This is a genomic window from Bacillus sp. FSL K6-2865 (assembly GCF_040311405.1).
In the GTDB taxonomy this organism is placed as follows: Bacteria; Bacillota; Bacilli; order Bacillales; family Bacillaceae; genus Bacillus; species Bacillus velezensis.
Map to the genome: position 1 here is coordinate 2,793,082 of NZ_CP152036.1, position 16,004 is coordinate 2,809,085.

Sequence of the window (16,004 nt, forward strand, 5' to 3'; positions counted from 1 at the left end):
TTCCTCCTTAAACCTATGCCGTCAAATCATTATCTCAGCAGTTCATCCAAAGCTTGCTGACCCTCATCGCTTTCCAGCCAATTAGACGACTTAAAAGCTTCAACGGTTGCATAGTTCATAAAATCGCCAATTTTTACTGATAAAATATGACCGGCCAATTCATGCAGCGGCAGTTCCTTTTTCTGTTTCCACTTTTTATGTATTAAGTATGACCATAAACTCTCGTGCTCAACATCATCGTATCCGAGGATTTTGAACTCTTCAAGTTTACTGTACAAGAAAGGCCGCAAATGATCTTTGTACATTTCGGCGGGATGTTTCTCCACTGGGCGCTCGCTCCTTTTTCCATTTTTCTCGAAGACTTGTCATGCTCGGACGACATCGGCGCATATCTTTATTGTATATGATTCCAGGTAGTTTGAGAAGGCAGGGGTTTATAAAATGGCAAAACAGACTTTTTTAAGGGGCACTCTTATTCTCATCGCAGCCGGGATGATTACGAGAATGCTCGGCTTTGTCAACCGGGTGGTTATCGCCCGGTTTATCGGTGAAGAAGGGGTCGGTTTATACATGATGGCTGCCCCGACATTTTTCTTGGCCACCACTTTGACTCAATTCGGCCTCCCCGTTGCCATCAGCAAACTTGTCGCTGAAGCAAGCGCGCGGGGAGACCGGCAGAAAATGAAACATATTTTAGTGATGTCGCTTACCGTCACCGGGATATTAAGTCTCATCTTCACGCCGCTGTTTTTATGCTTTGCGCCGATTATGTCCGAAACGATGCTGACGGATCAGCGCACGGTTTACCCGCTTCTGGCGATTACGCCCGTCGTGCCGATTATCGCGATCTCCAGCGTGCTGCGCGGTTACTTTCAGGGAAGGCAGAATATGAACCCGCTGGCGTTTTCCCAAGTGCTTGAGCAGATCGTGCGGATTTCACTTGTCGCAGTCTGCACGACGGTGTTTCTGCCGTACGGGATTGAATATGCCGCAGCAGGAGCCATGATTTCGTCTGTCATCGGGGAGCTTGCCTCTCTTATTTATTTATTCATTTGTTTTAAAGCAAATAAAACAATCAGAATCAGAAAACAATTTTTCAAGTCAATCGCAAATGGAAAAGAAACCTTCCGCCAGCTGATGAGCGTGTCGCTCCCAACAACCGGAAGCCGCTTCATCGGAAATTTATCTTGGTTTTTTGAACCTATTGTCGTCGCGCAAAGCCTTGCGATTGCAGGAGTGGCCACCGCTGCCGCCACCAGCCAGTACGGGGAGCTGACCGGATTTGCCATGACGGTTTTGACGCTGCCCAGCTTTATAACCTATTCTCTGTCAACGGCGCTTGTTCCTGCGATCAGTGAAGGAATGGAGCAAAAAAAGCTGCAAGTTGTCGAATACCGTCTGGAACAGGCGATGCGGCTGTGTCTTTTAAGCGGAGGCATTTCGGTGGTTATTTTATTCTCTTTCGCTGATGAACTGATGTCCGTCATGTACGGATCAACTAATGCGGCGGTATTTGTTAAAGTGATGGCGCCGTTTTTTCTGCTTTACTATTTTCAGGGGCCCCTTCAGGCGGTGCTGCAGGCTCTCAATTTAGCCGGGGCCGCCATGATGAACAGTTTTATCGGCGCCGCTGTCAAAACTGGCCTAATTTTTGTTTTGGCGACCAGGCCTTCCTTGGGCATCATGGGCGCCGCACTTGCGATTGTAACGGGGATGGTTCTTGTCACCCTGCTGCATGCGGCCACCGTAAGCAAGGTGCTTCCGATCAGCATTAAAATAAAAGAATACGTGCTCTGTTTTGCCGTCATATTCATTTGCGGCTATGTCAGCCGCATCATCAAGCACGCCGTTCATTTTTCAGGGTCAGAGGCTGTTAATCTCACAGGCTGGATTGCAATGACCGCGATTTTGTACATTGCGCTTCTTCTGTTATTCAGGCTGATTAAAAGGGAAGAGCTGATCCGGATTCCGCTCATCGGCAAGTTCGTGACGCGGTGAAACCGATTCATGGCTCCCCTTTTTCATCTTTAAGATCAATAAAAAAAGCGCCGTCCGTAAACGTGCAGAATGATATAACCGAAAGATCGCGATATCCTCTTTTTGCTAAATTTTTTTCGAGCCAGTGTTTATCTTTCCCGATTCTGTCCAGATGCTCGTTCTGAATGACCCCGTCAACGATAAGCGATGTTTCCATCTGCTTATCCTTATTGTTTTTCTTTTTGACGATCGACAGTTTGCCTGAAGACTCCAGAATGGCGTATGACACGTCAGAGATTCTATCGATGTTATTCTCCCTCAGCTGCATAAGAAGATCGTCAAAATTGTAGCGCTGCGATCTCATCGCCCGTTCATCAATTTTTCCCTGTTTGATAATAATGGTGGGTTTTCCGTCAAGCAGCTGCCGTATTTTTTGGCTTTTGAGCGAAATAAAAGCAAGGCTTACTTGAATAATCATTAAAACGACAATCGGCACAATCGTATGCAAAAGCTTATCTTTTACATTTTCAATTGCCAATACGGCAATCTCGGCAATCATAATGGAGACGACAAGGTCTAAAATGCTCAGTTCTCCGATTTCCCGTTTTCCCATCAGTCTGAAAATCACAAGAATGATAAAATAAAGCACAATCGTACGAAACGTAATAATGAAAATATCTTCCATATCGCACCTCCAACGGTCATAGCATTTGCCATCGGCTCTGAATTATGTAAGAAACGGGCTGAACATCATGCATTTACGTCTAATTCGAACATTAAGAGAATACATTTAGAAAAAGACGGGCTCCGGCTTGTCATATATCAGGCCGCAGAGCGGAGAGGAGATAAAAATGGAAGAAACGAAACAAGTGGGAAGAGGCGTCTTGTACGGCTTAGTGGCTATTTTTGCGGTGATGCTTCTTACGAGTTTGGCGATTTCGCTTTTACTGACGGTTACCTCAATGGAAGAGTCATCTTTCAGCTGGCTGATCACCGCGCTTTCCTTTCTTTCTTTATTTGCGGGCGGTTTTATATCGGGCGGCAAAGCGAAGGAAAAAGGCTGGATGATCGGAGCGTTAACCGCCGTCTGTTTTTCATTAATCATCTTGCTGTTTCAATATTTAGGGTTCGGAAAAACGTTTACATCCGGTCAGCTTTTGTTTCATCTCGGCTTTTTGGGAGTCAGCATGCTGGGCGGCATTTTCGGAGTGAATTTGAAAGGAAGCAGATCAGCGTAATAAAAAAAGAGCGGATTCTCCGCTCTTTTTTTGTATGTATGAGCTTCGCTGTTATTCAGCGGAAGCTTCTCTGATTGCGCGGCGGTCAAATGTTAAACGGGTGTTATCACCTGTTTTAATGACGACCTTGCTTTCATCAATTGAATCAACAGTGCCGTGCAATCCTCCGATTGTCACCACTGAATCCCCTTTTTTCAGCTCTTCCTGCATCTGGCGTACGGCCTTCTGCTGCTTTTGCTGCGGACGGATGAGCAGGAAATAAAGCACTGCAAACATTAAAATAATAGGAACGATTGTGCCTAAAGTACCCATCTGTTTCCCTCCTTTCAAGAATGGTTTTATTTAGAAGCTTTTCGCATTTGGCTTATTATAGCCGTAACGCTCAAAGAACTCTTCTCGGAAATCACCAAGACGATCCTCCCGGATGGCTTGTCTGACCTGCTCCATTAAGTGTAACAGAAAATGAAGGTTATGGTAAGTTGTTAATCGAATTCCAAACGTTTCATTACAGCGGATCAAATGTCTGATGTAAGCGCGGGAGTAATTTTTGCATGTATGGCAGCTGCACTCTTCGTCAATCGGACGGAAATCACGCTCATATTTGGCGTTTTTCATATTCAGACGCCCTTCATTCGTAAACACCGTGCCGTTTCGGGCAATCCGGGTCGGCAGTACGCAGTCAAACATATCCACGCCGCGGATGGCGCCGTCAATTAAGGCATCCGGTGAACCCACACCCATTAAATATCTCGGCTTGTCCTTCGGTAAAAGCGGAGTTGTAAACTCAAGCACTCGGTTCATGACGTGCTTCGGCTCGCCGACAGATAACCCGCCTATGGCATAACCCGGAAAATCAAGCGAAACCAAGTCTTTTGCACTTTGTGTCCGCAGGTCTTCGTATTCTCCGCCCTGTACGATTCCGAACAGCCCCTGCTCATCTGAGCGCCCGTGCGCCTCCAGGCAGCGTTCCGCCCAGCGGCTGGTCCGTTCCACAGAGCGTTTCATGTAATCATACTCTGCCGGATACGGCGGACACTCATCAAACGCCATCATGATATCAGAGCCGAGGGCGTTTTGAATTTCCATCGCTTTTTCCGGAGATAAAAACAGCTTGTCTCCGTTTAAGTGATTGCGGAAATGAACGCCTTCTTCTTCTATATTACGAAACTTGCTCAATGAAAAGACCTGAAAACCGCCGGAATCCGTTAAAATCGCGCGGTCCCAGTTCATAAACTTATGAAGCCCGCCCGCTTCTTTTACAATGTCGTGTCCCGGGCGGAGCCATAAATGGTACGTATTGCTTAAAATAATGCCCGCATCCATAGATTTCAGCTCGTCCGGAGACATCGTCTTTACCGTAGCAAGCGTGCCGACCGGCATAAATACAGGCGTCTCAAAGGAGCCGTGGGGCGTATGGACTCTGCCCAGGCGCGCTCCCGTTTGTTTGCATTCCTTTATAAATTCATAACGTATCGGTTGTTCAGCCACTTTGTATGAGGCCTCCTGTCATTCAAATTAGATAATCAGCATGGCGTCGCCAAAGCTGAAGAAACGATATTCCTCTTCTACCGCATGACGGTAGGCGGAAAGAACATGCTCTCTGCCGGCAAGCGCAGAAACGAGCATGATAAGGGAAGATTTCGGCAGATGAAAATTGGTGATCATGCCGTCAATCGCCTTAAATTCATATCCCGGATAAATGAAGATGGACGTCCAGCCGCTTGAAGCGGTAAATACGCCGTCATGCTCGCCGGCAATGGTTTCCAGGGTGCGCGTGGATGTCGTCCCGACCGACACAATGCGCCCTCCCGCCTTTCTGACCTCGTTTAAAGAGGCGGCGGTTTCTTCCGTCATTTCATAAAATTCCGCGTGCATGTTATGCTCTTCCACATCATCCGCACTGACCGGGCGGAATGTGCCGAGTCCCACATGAAGTGTGATAAATTCAATCCGCACACCTTTTTGCTTCAGCTCGTCCAGAATCTCTTCCGTAAAATGAAGTCCGGCCGTCGGAGCTGCGGCAGATCCGATTTCTTTTGAAAAGACGGTCTGATACCGTTCTTTATCATCAAGCTGCTCTTTAATATAAGGAGGCAGCGGCATTTCACCGAGTGATTCAAGCACTTCGTAAAAAATCCCGTCATACCGGAATTCTATTTTTCTGCCTCCGTGATCAAGCTCCTCCGTGCAGACCGCTGTCAGCCGGCCGTCGCCAAATGTCAGGACCGTTCCTTTTTTTACACGTTTCGCCGGCTTTACGAGCGTTTCCCATGTATCATTTTCTTCCTGTTTTAATAACAGAAGCTCCACTTTCGCTCCCGTATCTTCTTTTGTGCCGAATAATCTTGCAGGCAGCACACGGGTATTGTTCAAGACGAGGCAATCCCCTTCATTAAAAAAGCTTACAATCTCTTTAAATGAACTGTCCGTCAGCCCGCCCGTCTGTTTGTCGAGCACCATCAGCCGCGATGCGTCACGCTCTTTCAGCGGCACTTGGGCTATGAGGCGTTCAGGCAGTTCAAAATCAAATAAATCGACTTTCATCATTTCACCTTAATTCTGTCTATTGTTATTTCATTCTGCCGAAAAAATTAAGCAGAATGGATAGTATCACACTGATCACAATACAAGTGACAACGGGAAAGAAAAATGTAACATTTCCCTTCTTAACGAAAATATCTCCGGGCAGCCTTCCGACAAAGTGCCAGACTGCGCCGGCAATAAGCAAAACGGCACCGAAAACCATGAGAACCTTCGGAAAGTCAGTCACGGGCGGGCGCCTCCAATCGAAAATGTTCATACACAGCCGGAGTCACGACCCGTCCCCTCGGCGTCCTCTGAAGAAATCCGATCTGCAGCAGATACGGTTCGTACACATCCTCTATTGTATGCGGTTCTTCGCCGATTGTCGCGGAAATCGTATCAAGGCCAACGGGACCGCCGCTGAATTTTTCGATCATGCCCATCAGCAGCTTATGGTCGATATGGTCAAGGCCGAGCGCATCGACTTGAAGACGTTCGAGCGCATCGTGAGCGATTTCTTCCGTGATGCGGCTGTCGCCGAGCACCTGGGCAAAATCTCTCACCCTTCTGAGAAGCCGGTTTGCAACCCGCGGCGTTCCCCTTGACCGTCTGGCGATTTCCAGAGCCGGTGCTTTTTCGATATCCACTTCAAAAACGTCAGCAGTTCTTGACACGATATCTGTCAGCTCTTCCTGCGTATAGTATTCAAGGCGCGACAGCACCCCGAACCGGTCTCTGAGCGGTGCGGTCAATAATCCGACCCTTGTCGTCGCTCCTACAAGCGTAAAAGGGGGAAGGTCGAGACGGACGGAGCGGGCGGACGGGCCTTTTCCAATGACGATATCAAGGCAGAAATCCTCCATCGCCGGGTACAGCACTTCCTCAATTGAGCGGTTCAGCCTGTGAATTTCGTCTATAAACAGCACATCCCCTGGTTCGAGCGCCGTCAAAATGGCTGCCAAATCTCCCGGTCTTTCGATGGCGGGACCTGACGTCGTCCGCATCTCCACACCCATCTCATTGGCCACGATAGACGCAAGCGTTGTTTTCCCGAGACCCGGAGGCCCGTATAAAAGAACGTGGTCCAGCGTTTCCTGCCTCATTTTCGCCGCATCGATAAACACGCGCAGATTTTCTTTCACCTTCTTTTGGCCGATATACTGGGCGAGATTCTGCGGCCTGAGGCTTTGCTCGATTATTGATTCATGGCTGTCTGCTTCACTTGAAACGAGCCGTTCATCCATGAACATCACCTTACTTTAATAATTTTTGCAATGCTTTTTTCACATATTGATCTGTTGAAAGCGCCGTTTCCTCTTTTAAGTGTGGAAGCACTTTTTTAATTTCTTTTTCGGCGTAGCCGAGAACCCGGAGCGCTTCAAGCGCCTCGTCAAGCGCCGTTTCAGCCTCTTGTTTTTCAATGCGCGCTTCATGATTGAACAGGTTGTCAATCATTTCAGGCACGACGTCGGCCAGTTTGCCTTTCAAATCAAGAATAATCTGCCGCGCCGTTTTTTTGCCCACACCCGGAAATTTCACCAAAAAGGCTTCATCTTCCTGTTCGATCGCTTCGATGACGGCTCCGGGATCACCGGAACCGAGGATGGCGAGCGCCCCTTTCGGCCCGATGCCGGTGACGTTCAGCAGCTTTGTAAAAAGCGCTTTTTCTTCCCGGGTTGAAAAACCGTACAAAGAAAAGGCATCTTCTTTTATATGATGATACGTAAAAATGGTCTCTTGATTGCTTACCTTATAAATAAACGGATTCGGAGTGAAGACCTGATAGCCGATTCCGCCGTTTTCAATCACGATGTATTGGGGAGATACATAATCAATCGTCCCCTTCACGAATTCAATCACACCTATTCACCTCTTTGACTGCTTATCATTGTAACACAAAAACAGCCAAAGTCTTATAGAAAAGTTAACGTATGTTCGCTCTGACACCTTCCATTCAGAAAAAAAAGACATGTGTCACATGTCTTGCGTCAAAGTCAGCCGCTGTAAGTCTTAATATGATCGATCACGCTCTCAAACTCCGCTTTTGTCCTGTACGGTATGCCGTGTTCCAAGTGCTTTTGCAATCGGCTTTCCAGCCTTTCTATATCAATCTGGAAGAAAGACTGAATCGGCTCGGCCAGCGATCCGGGACGGCCGTGAAAAGTGGAGATGACGCCTCCGTCCGTGACGCCGATATAACCGTTAACCTTACTGAGCGGAGAAATGTCATCAACATGCTTACGGAAAAGGACGAAGCCTTTTTTCTGCTCAACGAGCGTCCAGCCGGCATATGAGGCCCAAAAATCCTCCATCGCCAAAACGGTTTCATCCGTATGTTCGATGCCGACATCACCGTCCAGATAGACCTTTTCCAGCTGGACGTGCACCCGAAGCGGCCCGTAATGCTCGACCTCAGCCCCGTATGCGCCTTTTCCTCCGCAAATCAGGACTGCAGCCGATAAGACAAGCATAAACAATAGACGAGCACCGCAAATTCGTTTCACCAATAACACCTCTTTATTCAATCAAACTCTTGATGCTAGTTTGACCAAAGATTCCGGTGCTTAATCGTTTTCTTTCATTTGTCTGTTTCAGCCGAAAAAAAGCAGCTCTCTAAATGAGGGCTGCTGCGATGATTATGCCCGGCCGGCTGAAATCAGTTTCATTTGTTCGGGCGTCAGTTTGAGCCGGTATCCCCTTACGGTCAGATACACAGTTTTTGCTCCGCGGCTTTTGTCATGCTCCGTTTTTTTCATTCCGGCCCCTCCGTTACGTTTTATTACTTTTATGTTAACACCGCAATATAAAGAGCGTTTTAAGAATATGTAAAGAAATGATGAAGCTTTATCCATAAAAATACTGCCGGATGAAATCATCCGGCAGTCCCGTTTAACGGCTGTTTCTGTTCATGTCTTGCAGCTTTGTAAAAGTAGCGTTGTCGGTAAACACTTGAATTGTACGGCCGTCCGCGAATTTTTTGGCCGCATGTTTGACATGTTTATCATCATTCTTCGTAAAAGGATGATTTGTTCTGACGGCAATGACGACTCTCGTGTCAGTCACGATGACCTGACTATCCTGTACGCCTTTTACTTTTTTCACGCGGTTTGCAACTTTTGCCGCCAACCTGATGTTTTGGGCGTTGTCATACCCATTATAAGACATTGCTGCCGGCGGCGTATTGACATTTCGGCCGTTATATGTGCCGTCCGTCGTTAACGGAACCCCGTCATTAGGCGCGTACTGATCGGACACGTTTGTCGTATTATGACGGCCGTTTCGGTTTTCCATCATTTCAGAAACGGGTCCTTGATGATCCATTCCATACTGGCCTCTGCCGTTACCATTATCATTCGAATAATATCCGACCGGACGTGTTGACTGGTTGTAGCGTCCGTCATTCATGGCATTATTTGCTCCGCATGCCGTTAAGCTTGCCGTCACGGCTAAAACGCCCGCGATCGTCATCAGTTTTTTACCCAATGGAAAAACCCCCCGTGGATTCATCGCTGTTTTGAGCGTTTTCCGCTCATGTTTAGGATGCGCGGCGGGCGGCGGGTTTAAGCTTGTCAGTTATGTCCATTCCTCAGTTGGACATAAAAAAAGGAACGACATACATCGTCCCGAAACATTAATCTTCTTCTTCCTCCGGCCGTCCGAATACTTGATTTGGACTCGGCTGATTCGGCGCGGCATTAGGATTTGCTCCGCCGTAAGGCATAAAATATCCGGCGTTTGCACCCATATTCGGATACGGCTGCACAGGCATATTTGCGTGATGGTGATGTGAACCGTGGTGATGGTGGTGGTGATGATGTGAATCATGGCAGCCGCAATCATCATCCTTATATTTTCCATCATGATGAGGCGCGTTTGCGTAATGTGACGAATATCCGCCGTAATACGGCATTTGACCGTACGGAGCACCGCCGAAACCAGATGCAGAACCATCATAATGCTCTGCATTTTCATGGGCCTGGTTTTCATATTCACCGTAACCCGCATGCGGCCCAAATCCCGGATGATGGAATCCGTACGGTAACGGCATCGGCATGACCGGAAAGCCTCCAAAACCTCCTCCAAAACCGCCGAAACCTCCGCCTACCGGGAAGCACGGATGGCATAGTCCCGAACCCGGCAGCATCGGTGTCACCGGAACCGGACAAGGACAAGGCATGCACGGCATCGGATAATGCATAAAAGACGGTTCAACGGCCGGCATATTCGGAAACGGGACATTCGGAATGTTTGGCATGTTCGGCAGATGATAAGCGGCGTTTTCTTCTTCCATCTTTCCGGCTTCAGGCGCCTTTGGCATATTCGGGTAATTCGCGTTTTCCATGTTGATCATTTCCTCCTGTTGTGGAATGTTATTGTCATGCTCTTTTTCTTTCGGCTCGACAAAATGTGTCACCGGTTCCTCCGGCTTAGGAGGCGACCACGGCTGAAACAGCTGATTGGACGGGTAATATTGGTTCATATCAGCTTCCGGCAGCACATTTTCATGCTTTTCAGGGATTGGCGGCACATACGGAATTGACGGCTTTGGTTCTTCCGGTATGGTGTCTTCAATGTCCACAACTGATTTCGGTTTTTCTTTGGCATATGGATGCTCATGCTTATGCGCAGACGTTCCGAAGCCGGCCTTAGGTTCTTTTCTGACCGGAACGGCTTCTGAAGGCACCTTTATCTTCATTCCAGGCATAATTAAGTCTGGATTGCTAAGCTGATGATTCAGTTTTTTTAACTCTTCAAGATCAACTCCGTATTTTTCAGCTATTTTCCAGAGCGAATCGCCTTTTTGAACGATATGAATTTTCAACGTTTTCCCCTCCTATGCACAAAACGTGAACGGTACATTTGTCATTACAATACGTTTCTTCACACTATATGCCGATGGACTGGGCATGATGATAAAAAATTTTGGGAAGGAGGGAAATTTTTTATAATTACGTATGACTCAGCATTCTGTTCAAAGCACGAAGCGCTTCTGTCCGAACCGCTTCCGGAACTTTAATGACACCCTTCGGCTCGCCTTTTTCAAGCTGCTCAAGCGACCACAATAAATGCGGCAGGTCGATTCTGTTCATTGTCAGACACGGACACATATCGGGATTCAATGATTCAATCTGTTTATCCGGATGCGATTGAATGAGGCGCTGAACAAGATTCATTTCCGTGCCGATCGCCCATTTGCTTCCCGGTTCAGCCTGTTCGATCGTATCAATAATGTATTTGGTAGACCCGCTGTCGTCACTGAGCGAGACCACTTCCCGCGAACATTCCGGATGAACGATAATGCGGATGCCGGAATCCCGCTGCCGCAGCTGAGAAATATTTTTCGCTGTAAACTTTTCGTGTACGGAGCAATGCCCTTTCCAAAGGATAACCTTAATGTTTTCCGGATGGTCAGTAAGCAATCGGTTCTGCACCGGGTCCCATACAGCCATTTCTGTCAGCGGAATGCCGAGGTCATAGGCCGTATTTCTGCCTAAATGCTGATCCGGCAAAAATAAAATCCTCTCTTTTTGTTTAAAAGCCCATTTCAGCACACTCCGGGCATTTGAAGAGGTGACGGTCGCTCCCCCGTGCCGTCCGACGAATGCTTTAATTTCCGCCGTCGAGTTAACATATGTTAACGGAATGATGGTGTTACCGTACAGTTCTTGAAGCTCTTGCCATGCTTTGTCCGTCTGCTGAATATCTGCCATATCAGCCATTGAGCATCCGGCGCGCATGTCGGGCAAAATGACGGTTTGGTTATCATCAGTCAGCATATCAGCGGTTTCCGCCATAAAATGCACGCCGCAAAACACAATATATTCCGCCTCTTTATTTTTTTCTGCCACTTGAGCAAGCTGCAGGGAGTCACCTGCCGTATCGGCGAATTGTATTACTTCGTCTTTTTGATAGTGATGTCCCGGAATGAACAGGCGCTTTCCGAAAGCCCGTTTAATGGCGGCGACCCGCTTTTCCATTTCTCCTGTGCTCATGTCTTTATAATGGCTCGGCATCATTTCGGCTGATGCAGTTAGCACGTCAAAAATAGACATCTTAAAAATCCCCCTGTTCCGCAGCCTCAACATCCATGCTGATGTCGGCGCTTTTTACTGAATGAGTCAGAAATCCGAGTGAAATATATTGGACGCCCGTTCCTTTATAAGCGGGCAATGTGCCGAGCGTTATGCCTCCGGATGCTTCCGTTTTGATATGGCCCGGTGTCATGCCTGCAAAACGCCGGACGGACTCAGGCGGACAGTTGTCAAACATAATAACGTCTGCACCCGCTTCTATTGCCTCGAGCAGCTGCTGTTCGGATTCGATTTCGACTTCCACCGCAAGCATCTGCCCCGCCGTTTTTCTTGCCCGCTCCACGGCCGCCCTTATCGATCCGCAGGCGGCAATATGATTATCTTTTATCATGATGCCGTCATATAAGCCGAAGCGATGATTAAAGCCGCCTCCGACCCGAACGGCGTATTTTTCCAGCATTCTGAGCCCGGGTGTCGTTTTTCTCGTATCACAAAGCTTGATGGACGGATCATCAAGACGCCTTTTGGCCTCATCCGTCATTGTCGCAATGCCTGACATTCTTTGTATGAGATTCAGAATGACCCGCTCCCCCGTAAGAAGAGCCGCCGCCTGGCCTTCCATTTCAGCGAGCACGTCTCCTTTTTTCATCCGTTCTCCGTCTTTTTTCAGGGAGCGGATGCGGATATCATCGTGTAAAAGCTTCCACCCTTCAAAGATAACGGCTTCTCCGGCAAACACGCCGTCTGTTTTTGCGATGATTCGCGCTTTACATTGCTGATCTGAAAAAATCGCTTGTGACGTCGCATCACCCGTTCCGATATCTTCCTGAAAAAAATGAGTCAGCATTTGTTTCAGCTGCAGAATGTCCATAGTTCCCCAATCCTTTCGTTTTTTCTGATAGCTGTTCCAGATGTTGAATGAATGATTTGTTTTCCGTGCCACTCTTTCTCCGTCCCGGGAAAATCAGCGCGAAAATGAGCGCCCCTGCTTTCTTCCCGAATAAGGGCTGAGGTCACAACAAGTTGCGCAGTCTTCCATAGGCAGGATAGCTCGGCTTGTTCTATTGTGATATCCTTCACATTTATATGACGCACAGATACGTTGTTAAGCCAGGATGCCAGCGCCTGCAGGTTTTCTTTTTCCCTGACGATGCCCGCTCCGGTTGTCATTTTGGCTTGGAGCACATGAAGCGTTGTGTCCGGCACTTGTAAGATGACGTCAGATTTCTTCGGGGTTTTTTTATATCTTCCGTTTAACGGCGTTTGAATGATATGTTCAGCACATCGTTTCCCGCTTGCCAGCGCTTCCAGCAGTGAGTTGCTCGCAAGGCGGTTCGCCCCGTGCAATCCTGTGCAGGAGGTCTCGCCTATGGCGTACAAATCAGGCACGGACGTTTTCCCCCAGGTATCGGCTTTTACTCCGCCCATTAAAAAATGCATTCCGGGTGCTACGGGAATCCCGCTTTCAAGATCAACACCGGCTGTTTGACAAATACCTGTTATGGTCGGAAAACGTTTCTTAAAATCGGCTATTCGGCTGCAATTTATAAAAACAGGATTTTCTTTCATCGTTTCTTCATAAATCGCCCGTGAAACCACATCCCGGGGCGCCAAATCTTCAAGCGCGTGTCTGCCAGCCATGATCCTGCGCCCGAAGCGATCCGCTAAATATCCGCCTTCTCCTCTCACTGCTTCAGAAATCAGGCCGTACACAGTCCCGTTTTTCACAAGGAGGGTCGGGTGGAACTGGGTGAACTCCATATCCGTGATCTCAGCTCCCGCGCGGAAGGCAAGAGCGATGCCGTCTCCCGTTATGGCGGAATCATTTGTGTGATATTGGTACAGACTGCCGCAGCCGCCTGATGCAAGCACTACACAATCCGCTCTTCTGTAAGAAACAGTCCCTGAAGCATCCTTTACGGCAACACCTGCGCATCGTCCGTGTTCAATCAGCAGATCAACAACCGTCTCGTGTTCAATGATCCGTATGCCGTCCCTCAGCTGCTGAACCAGAAACTCAACCAACATCCGTCCGGTCGCATCTCCCCCGGCGTGCAGAATTCTCCTTTTGGAATGAGCGCCTTCCCTGCCGAGACAAAACGTTCCGTCCGACTTCGTATCAAAAGGGAAATGGCCTTCTATCAGCCTGTTTATCATGCTCTGCCCGCTTTGCAGCAAATGCCGCACGGCTGTCACGTCATTGTGTCCGCATCCCGCATACAGTGTATCGTTCACATGGGATTCTATCGAGTCATCTTTTGCGTATGAAACAGCAATCCCGCCTTGAGCATAATGCGAATTGCTGTTCGTTACGTTTCTTTTTGTGATGACGGTCACTTGGTATGACGGAGGAAATGAGGAAGCACAGGCAAGGGCCGCCGTCCCCGAACCAATGACGATAATTGTTTTTTCAGACATACATCACCCTCCTGTTATGTTTACACCTGTCTTGACACCTATATTTACACAACGATAAAATAAACTCAAGCTTTTTTTAACATAAACGGATAGGAGACGGGCTGTATGATTTATCTTGATTACGCGGCGGGAGCGCCTTTAAGCAAAGAAGCCGCGAAAGTCTTTCAGCATCTCAGCACAGAGGTATACGGCAATGCAAGCAGCCTTCATGACGCCGGAGGAAGAGCGGTGGACGTGCTGGAATATTGCAGACATTCTGCAGGCAAATTGATCGGCGGAGCGGCAGACGGCATTTACTTTACAAGCGGCGGAACGGAAGCGAACATCCTGGCCGTCCAATCATTGCTGCACGGCCTGCCCGATCACAAAAAACATTTTATTACGACCGCAATGGAACACCATTCGATCCATAATGCCGCGGCGTTTTTAGCTGACCGTGGAATTGATGTCACCATCATATATCCCGACGAAAACGGCCTTATAACCGAGGACATACTGGCGGCTCATATCCGTCCTGACACGGGGCTCGTTTCCATACAGCACGCCAATTCAGAAACCGGCCTCATCCAGCCTGTGAATCGTCTGGCCGCTTTTCTTCACCAGAGAAACATTTTGCTGCATTGCGATTGTGTTCAAAGTTTCGGCAAACTGCCGATTGATGCGGATCAGGAGGGAATCGACGCCCTTTCCGTCTCCGGTCATAAAGTATACGGCCCGAAAGGCACCGGGGCTGTTTACATTCGGCCCGGTGTCAGCTGGAACCCGGTTTATCCGCATACCGTGCATGAAAACGGGTTCAGGCCCGGTACGGTGAATGTGCCGGCCATCGGCGCTTTTACCGCTGCTGCGGAGTATGCAGTAAAACATATGGAGGAACACCGTGAGCATGCTGACAGGCTGAGGAATTATTTGTATGACCAAATTCGGCGTCAAGGCCTCCCCATTTCATTTTCAGAGGAAGAAATCGGCGGTGAATGCCTGCCCCACATTGTCGGGTGTTTTTTTCACTCCTTTGAAGGACAATATATTATGTTAGAATGTAATCGTAACGATATTTGCATCTCAACCGGGAGCGCATGTTCCGCCGGCAGCCACGGCCCTTCTTCAGCTATGAAGGCGCTGGGAAAAACCGAACGGGAAGCGCGGCAGTTTTTCCGGATCTCATTCGGAAACGAAACAACATGTGAACAGCTCGATATGCTGATACATACATTTACGGCGCTATGGGAGCAAAAGAAAGGAGAATCAGCAATTTGACAGAAGGAACGAAGCTTACTGGGGAGAAAAGACGCGACATGCTGCTTCATTGGCTGAAAGAAGCCGGCTCGCCATTAACAGGAGGCGAATTGGCCAAAAAAGCAAATGTCTCAAGACAGGTGATCGTGCAGGACATATCGCTTTTGAAAGCAAAAAACGAGCCGATTATCGCGACGAGCCAAGGCTACTTATACATCAGCATGAATGCCGGCGGCGAAAAAAATGCCGAACGGATTGTCGCCTGTCTGCACGGACCGGAGCGGACGGAAGAAGAGCTTGAACTCATTGTCGATGAAGGCGTCACCATAAAGGACGTCATTATTGAACACCCCGTATACGGCGATTTAACCGCCGCCATAAGAGTCAGTACACGGAAAGAAGTCAAACAATTCATGGAGCACATTAACTCGACAAATGCCGCTTACCTTTCACAGCTGACCGAAGGCGTGCACCTTCATACGTTAAGCGCCCCGACAAAAGAGCGGATTGACCAAGTCTGCCAAGCGCTGGACGACGCGGGTATTTTAATAAAAGATTAAAAAAAAAGCCCCCTGAAGGG

General features: G+C 48.3%; 18 protein-coding genes. 4 read left to right on the forward strand and 14 right to left on the reverse strand.

All coding sequences use genetic code 11. From position 1 onward, the window contains the following. Positions 1 to 29: 29 nt before the first annotated feature. Entirely contained in the window at positions 30 to 326 is a 297-nt protein-coding gene (locus tag NYE42_RS13740) for a post-transcriptional regulator (protein WP_094032215.1), read from the reverse strand. 115 nt (positions 327 to 441) lie between these two features. Here NYE42_RS13740 and spoVB point away from each other — a divergent pair, with 115 nt between their 5' ends. Then, a complete protein-coding gene (gene spoVB / locus NYE42_RS13745) occupies positions 442 to 1,998 on the forward strand; it encodes a stage V sporulation protein B (protein ID WP_352426524.1) in 1,557 nt (518 codons plus the stop codon). 7 nt (positions 1,999 to 2,005) lie between these two features. Here the strand turns inward: spoVB and NYE42_RS13750 are convergent, their stop codons facing one another. Beyond that, on the reverse strand, positions 2,006 to 2,662 hold the full coding sequence (locus tag NYE42_RS13750) for a DUF421 domain-containing protein (protein ID WP_003152699.1): 657 nt from the start codon (positions 2,660 to 2,662) through the stop codon (positions 2,006 to 2,008). Between the two features lie 166 nt (positions 2,663 to 2,828). Here NYE42_RS13750 and NYE42_RS13755 point away from each other — a divergent pair, with 166 nt between their 5' ends. After that, a complete protein-coding gene (locus NYE42_RS13755) occupies positions 2,829 to 3,215 on the forward strand; it encodes a TIGR04086 family membrane protein (protein WP_003152697.1) in 387 nt (128 codons plus the stop codon). Between the two features lie 51 nt (positions 3,216 to 3,266). Here the strand turns inward: NYE42_RS13755 and yajC are convergent, their stop codons facing one another. The 12 genes from yajC to nadB form a co-directional block, all read right to left on the reverse strand. Beyond that, the gene (yajC, locus tag NYE42_RS13760) at positions 3,267 to 3,527 is read right to left on the reverse strand and encodes a preprotein translocase subunit YajC (protein ID WP_003152695.1); all 261 of its coding nucleotides are present in this window, start codon (positions 3,525 to 3,527) and stop codon (positions 3,267 to 3,269) included. Between the two features lie 30 nt (positions 3,528 to 3,557). Further along, positions 3,558 to 4,703: a tRNA guanosine(34) transglycosylase Tgt gene (tgt, locus tag NYE42_RS13765; protein WP_007408186.1), complete on the reverse strand. Its 1,146-nt coding sequence runs from the start codon at positions 4,701 to 4,703 to the stop codon at positions 3,558 to 3,560. 27 nt (positions 4,704 to 4,730) lie between these two features. Further along, entirely contained in the window at positions 4,731 to 5,759 is a 1,029-nt protein-coding gene (gene queA, locus NYE42_RS13770; RefSeq protein ID WP_003152692.1) for a tRNA preQ1(34) S-adenosylmethionine ribosyltransferase-isomerase QueA, read from the reverse strand. Positions 5,760 to 5,784: 25 nt separating this feature from the next. Next, positions 5,785 to 5,985 carry a DUF2905 domain-containing protein gene (locus NYE42_RS13775; RefSeq protein WP_031378914.1) on the reverse strand — a complete coding sequence of 67 codons (201 nt, stop codon included), beginning with the start codon at positions 5,983 to 5,985 and terminating at the stop codon, positions 5,785 to 5,787. Beyond that, positions 5,978 to 6,982: a Holliday junction branch migration DNA helicase RuvB gene (ruvB, locus tag NYE42_RS13780; RefSeq protein ID WP_007408185.1), complete on the reverse strand. Its 1,005-nt coding sequence runs from the start codon at positions 6,980 to 6,982 to the stop codon at positions 5,978 to 5,980. Before ruvB ends, NYE42_RS13775 begins: the two co-directional genes overlap by 8 nt. Before the next feature lie 10 nt (positions 6,983 to 6,992). Further along, positions 6,993 to 7,598 (reverse strand): Holliday junction branch migration protein RuvA, encoded by a 606-nt coding sequence (gene ruvA, locus NYE42_RS13785; RefSeq protein ID WP_003152683.1) that lies wholly within the window; start codon positions 7,596 to 7,598, stop codon positions 6,993 to 6,995. 134 nt (positions 7,599 to 7,732) lie between these two features. Continuing rightward, positions 7,733 to 8,242: an intercompartmental signaling factor BofC gene (locus NYE42_RS13790; RefSeq protein ID WP_015417917.1), complete on the reverse strand. Its 510-nt coding sequence runs from the start codon at positions 8,240 to 8,242 to the stop codon at positions 7,733 to 7,735. A 385-nt stretch (positions 8,243 to 8,627) separates the two neighbouring features. Next, a complete protein-coding gene (locus tag NYE42_RS13795; protein WP_352426525.1) occupies positions 8,628 to 9,221 on the reverse strand; it encodes a YhcN/YlaJ family sporulation lipoprotein in 594 nt (197 codons plus the stop codon). A 148-nt stretch (positions 9,222 to 9,369) separates the two neighbouring features. Then, positions 9,370 to 10,560: a SafA/ExsA family spore coat assembly protein gene (gene safA, locus NYE42_RS13800; protein WP_043021679.1), complete on the reverse strand. Its 1,191-nt coding sequence runs from the start codon at positions 10,558 to 10,560 to the stop codon at positions 9,370 to 9,372. Between the two features lie 127 nt (positions 10,561 to 10,687). Beyond that, positions 10,688 to 11,791: a quinolinate synthase NadA gene (gene nadA / locus NYE42_RS13805; RefSeq protein WP_352426526.1), complete on the reverse strand. Its 1,104-nt coding sequence runs from the start codon at positions 11,789 to 11,791 to the stop codon at positions 10,688 to 10,690. A gap of 1 nt (position 11,792) precedes the next feature. Then, positions 11,793 to 12,641 carry a carboxylating nicotinate-nucleotide diphosphorylase gene (gene nadC, locus NYE42_RS13810; protein ID WP_265451140.1) on the reverse strand — a complete coding sequence of 283 codons (849 nt, stop codon included), beginning with the start codon at positions 12,639 to 12,641 and terminating at the stop codon, positions 11,793 to 11,795. Further along, the gene (nadB, locus tag NYE42_RS13815) at positions 12,623 to 14,188 is read right to left on the reverse strand and encodes an L-aspartate oxidase (RefSeq protein WP_352426527.1); all 1,566 of its coding nucleotides are present in this window, start codon (positions 14,186 to 14,188) and stop codon (positions 12,623 to 12,625) included. The genes nadC and nadB overlap by 19 nt, the downstream gene beginning before the upstream one ends. A gap of 105 nt (positions 14,189 to 14,293) precedes the next feature. On the opposite strand from nadB, the gene NYE42_RS13820 reads away from it, so the two are divergent. Both NYE42_RS13820 and NYE42_RS13825 read left to right on the forward strand, forming a co-directional pair. Then, positions 14,294 to 15,445 carry an IscS subfamily cysteine desulfurase gene (locus NYE42_RS13820; RefSeq protein WP_352426528.1) on the forward strand — a complete coding sequence of 384 codons (1,152 nt, stop codon included), beginning with the start codon at positions 14,294 to 14,296 and terminating at the stop codon, positions 15,443 to 15,445. After that, a complete protein-coding gene (locus NYE42_RS13825; protein WP_352426529.1) occupies positions 15,442 to 15,984 on the forward strand; it encodes a transcription repressor NadR in 543 nt (180 codons plus the stop codon). Before NYE42_RS13820 ends, NYE42_RS13825 begins: the two co-directional genes overlap by 4 nt. The last annotated feature ends 20 nt before the right edge of the window (positions 15,985 to 16,004 follow it).

Bases quoted from the DNA above. Each gene is read 5' to 3' on its own strand.
- spoVB (WP_352426524.1), top strand. From the start codon at position 442: ATGGCAAAACAGACTTTTTTAAGGGGCACTCTTATTCTCATCGCAGCC.
- NYE42_RS13750 (WP_003152699.1), bottom strand. From the start codon at position 2,662: ATGGAAGATATTTTCATTATTACGTTTCGTACGATTGTGCTTTATTTT.
- NYE42_RS13755 (WP_003152697.1), top strand. From the start codon at position 2,829: ATGGAAGAAACGAAACAAGTGGGAAGAGGCGTCTTGTACGGCTTAGTG.
- yajC (WP_003152695.1), bottom strand. From the start codon at position 3,527: ATGGGTACTTTAGGCACAATCGTTCCTATTATTTTAATGTTTGCAGTG.
- queA (WP_003152692.1), bottom strand. From the start codon at position 5,759: ATGAAAGTCGATTTATTTGATTTTGAACTGCCTGAACGCCTCATAGCC.
- ruvB (WP_007408185.1), bottom strand. From the start codon at position 6,982: ATGGATGAACGGCTCGTTTCAAGTGAAGCAGACAGCCATGAATCAATA.
- nadA (WP_352426526.1), bottom strand. From the start codon at position 11,791: ATGTCTATTTTTGACGTGCTAACTGCATCAGCCGAAATGATGCCGAGC.
- nadC (WP_265451140.1), bottom strand. From the start codon at position 12,641: ATGGACATTCTGCAGCTGAAACAAATGCTGACTCATTTTTTTCAGGAA.
- nadB (WP_352426527.1), bottom strand. From the start codon at position 14,188: ATGTCTGAAAAAACAATTATCGTCATTGGTTCGGGGACGGCGGCCCTT.
- NYE42_RS13820 (WP_352426528.1), top strand. From the start codon at position 14,294: ATGATTTATCTTGATTACGCGGCGGGAGCGCCTTTAAGCAAAGAAGCC.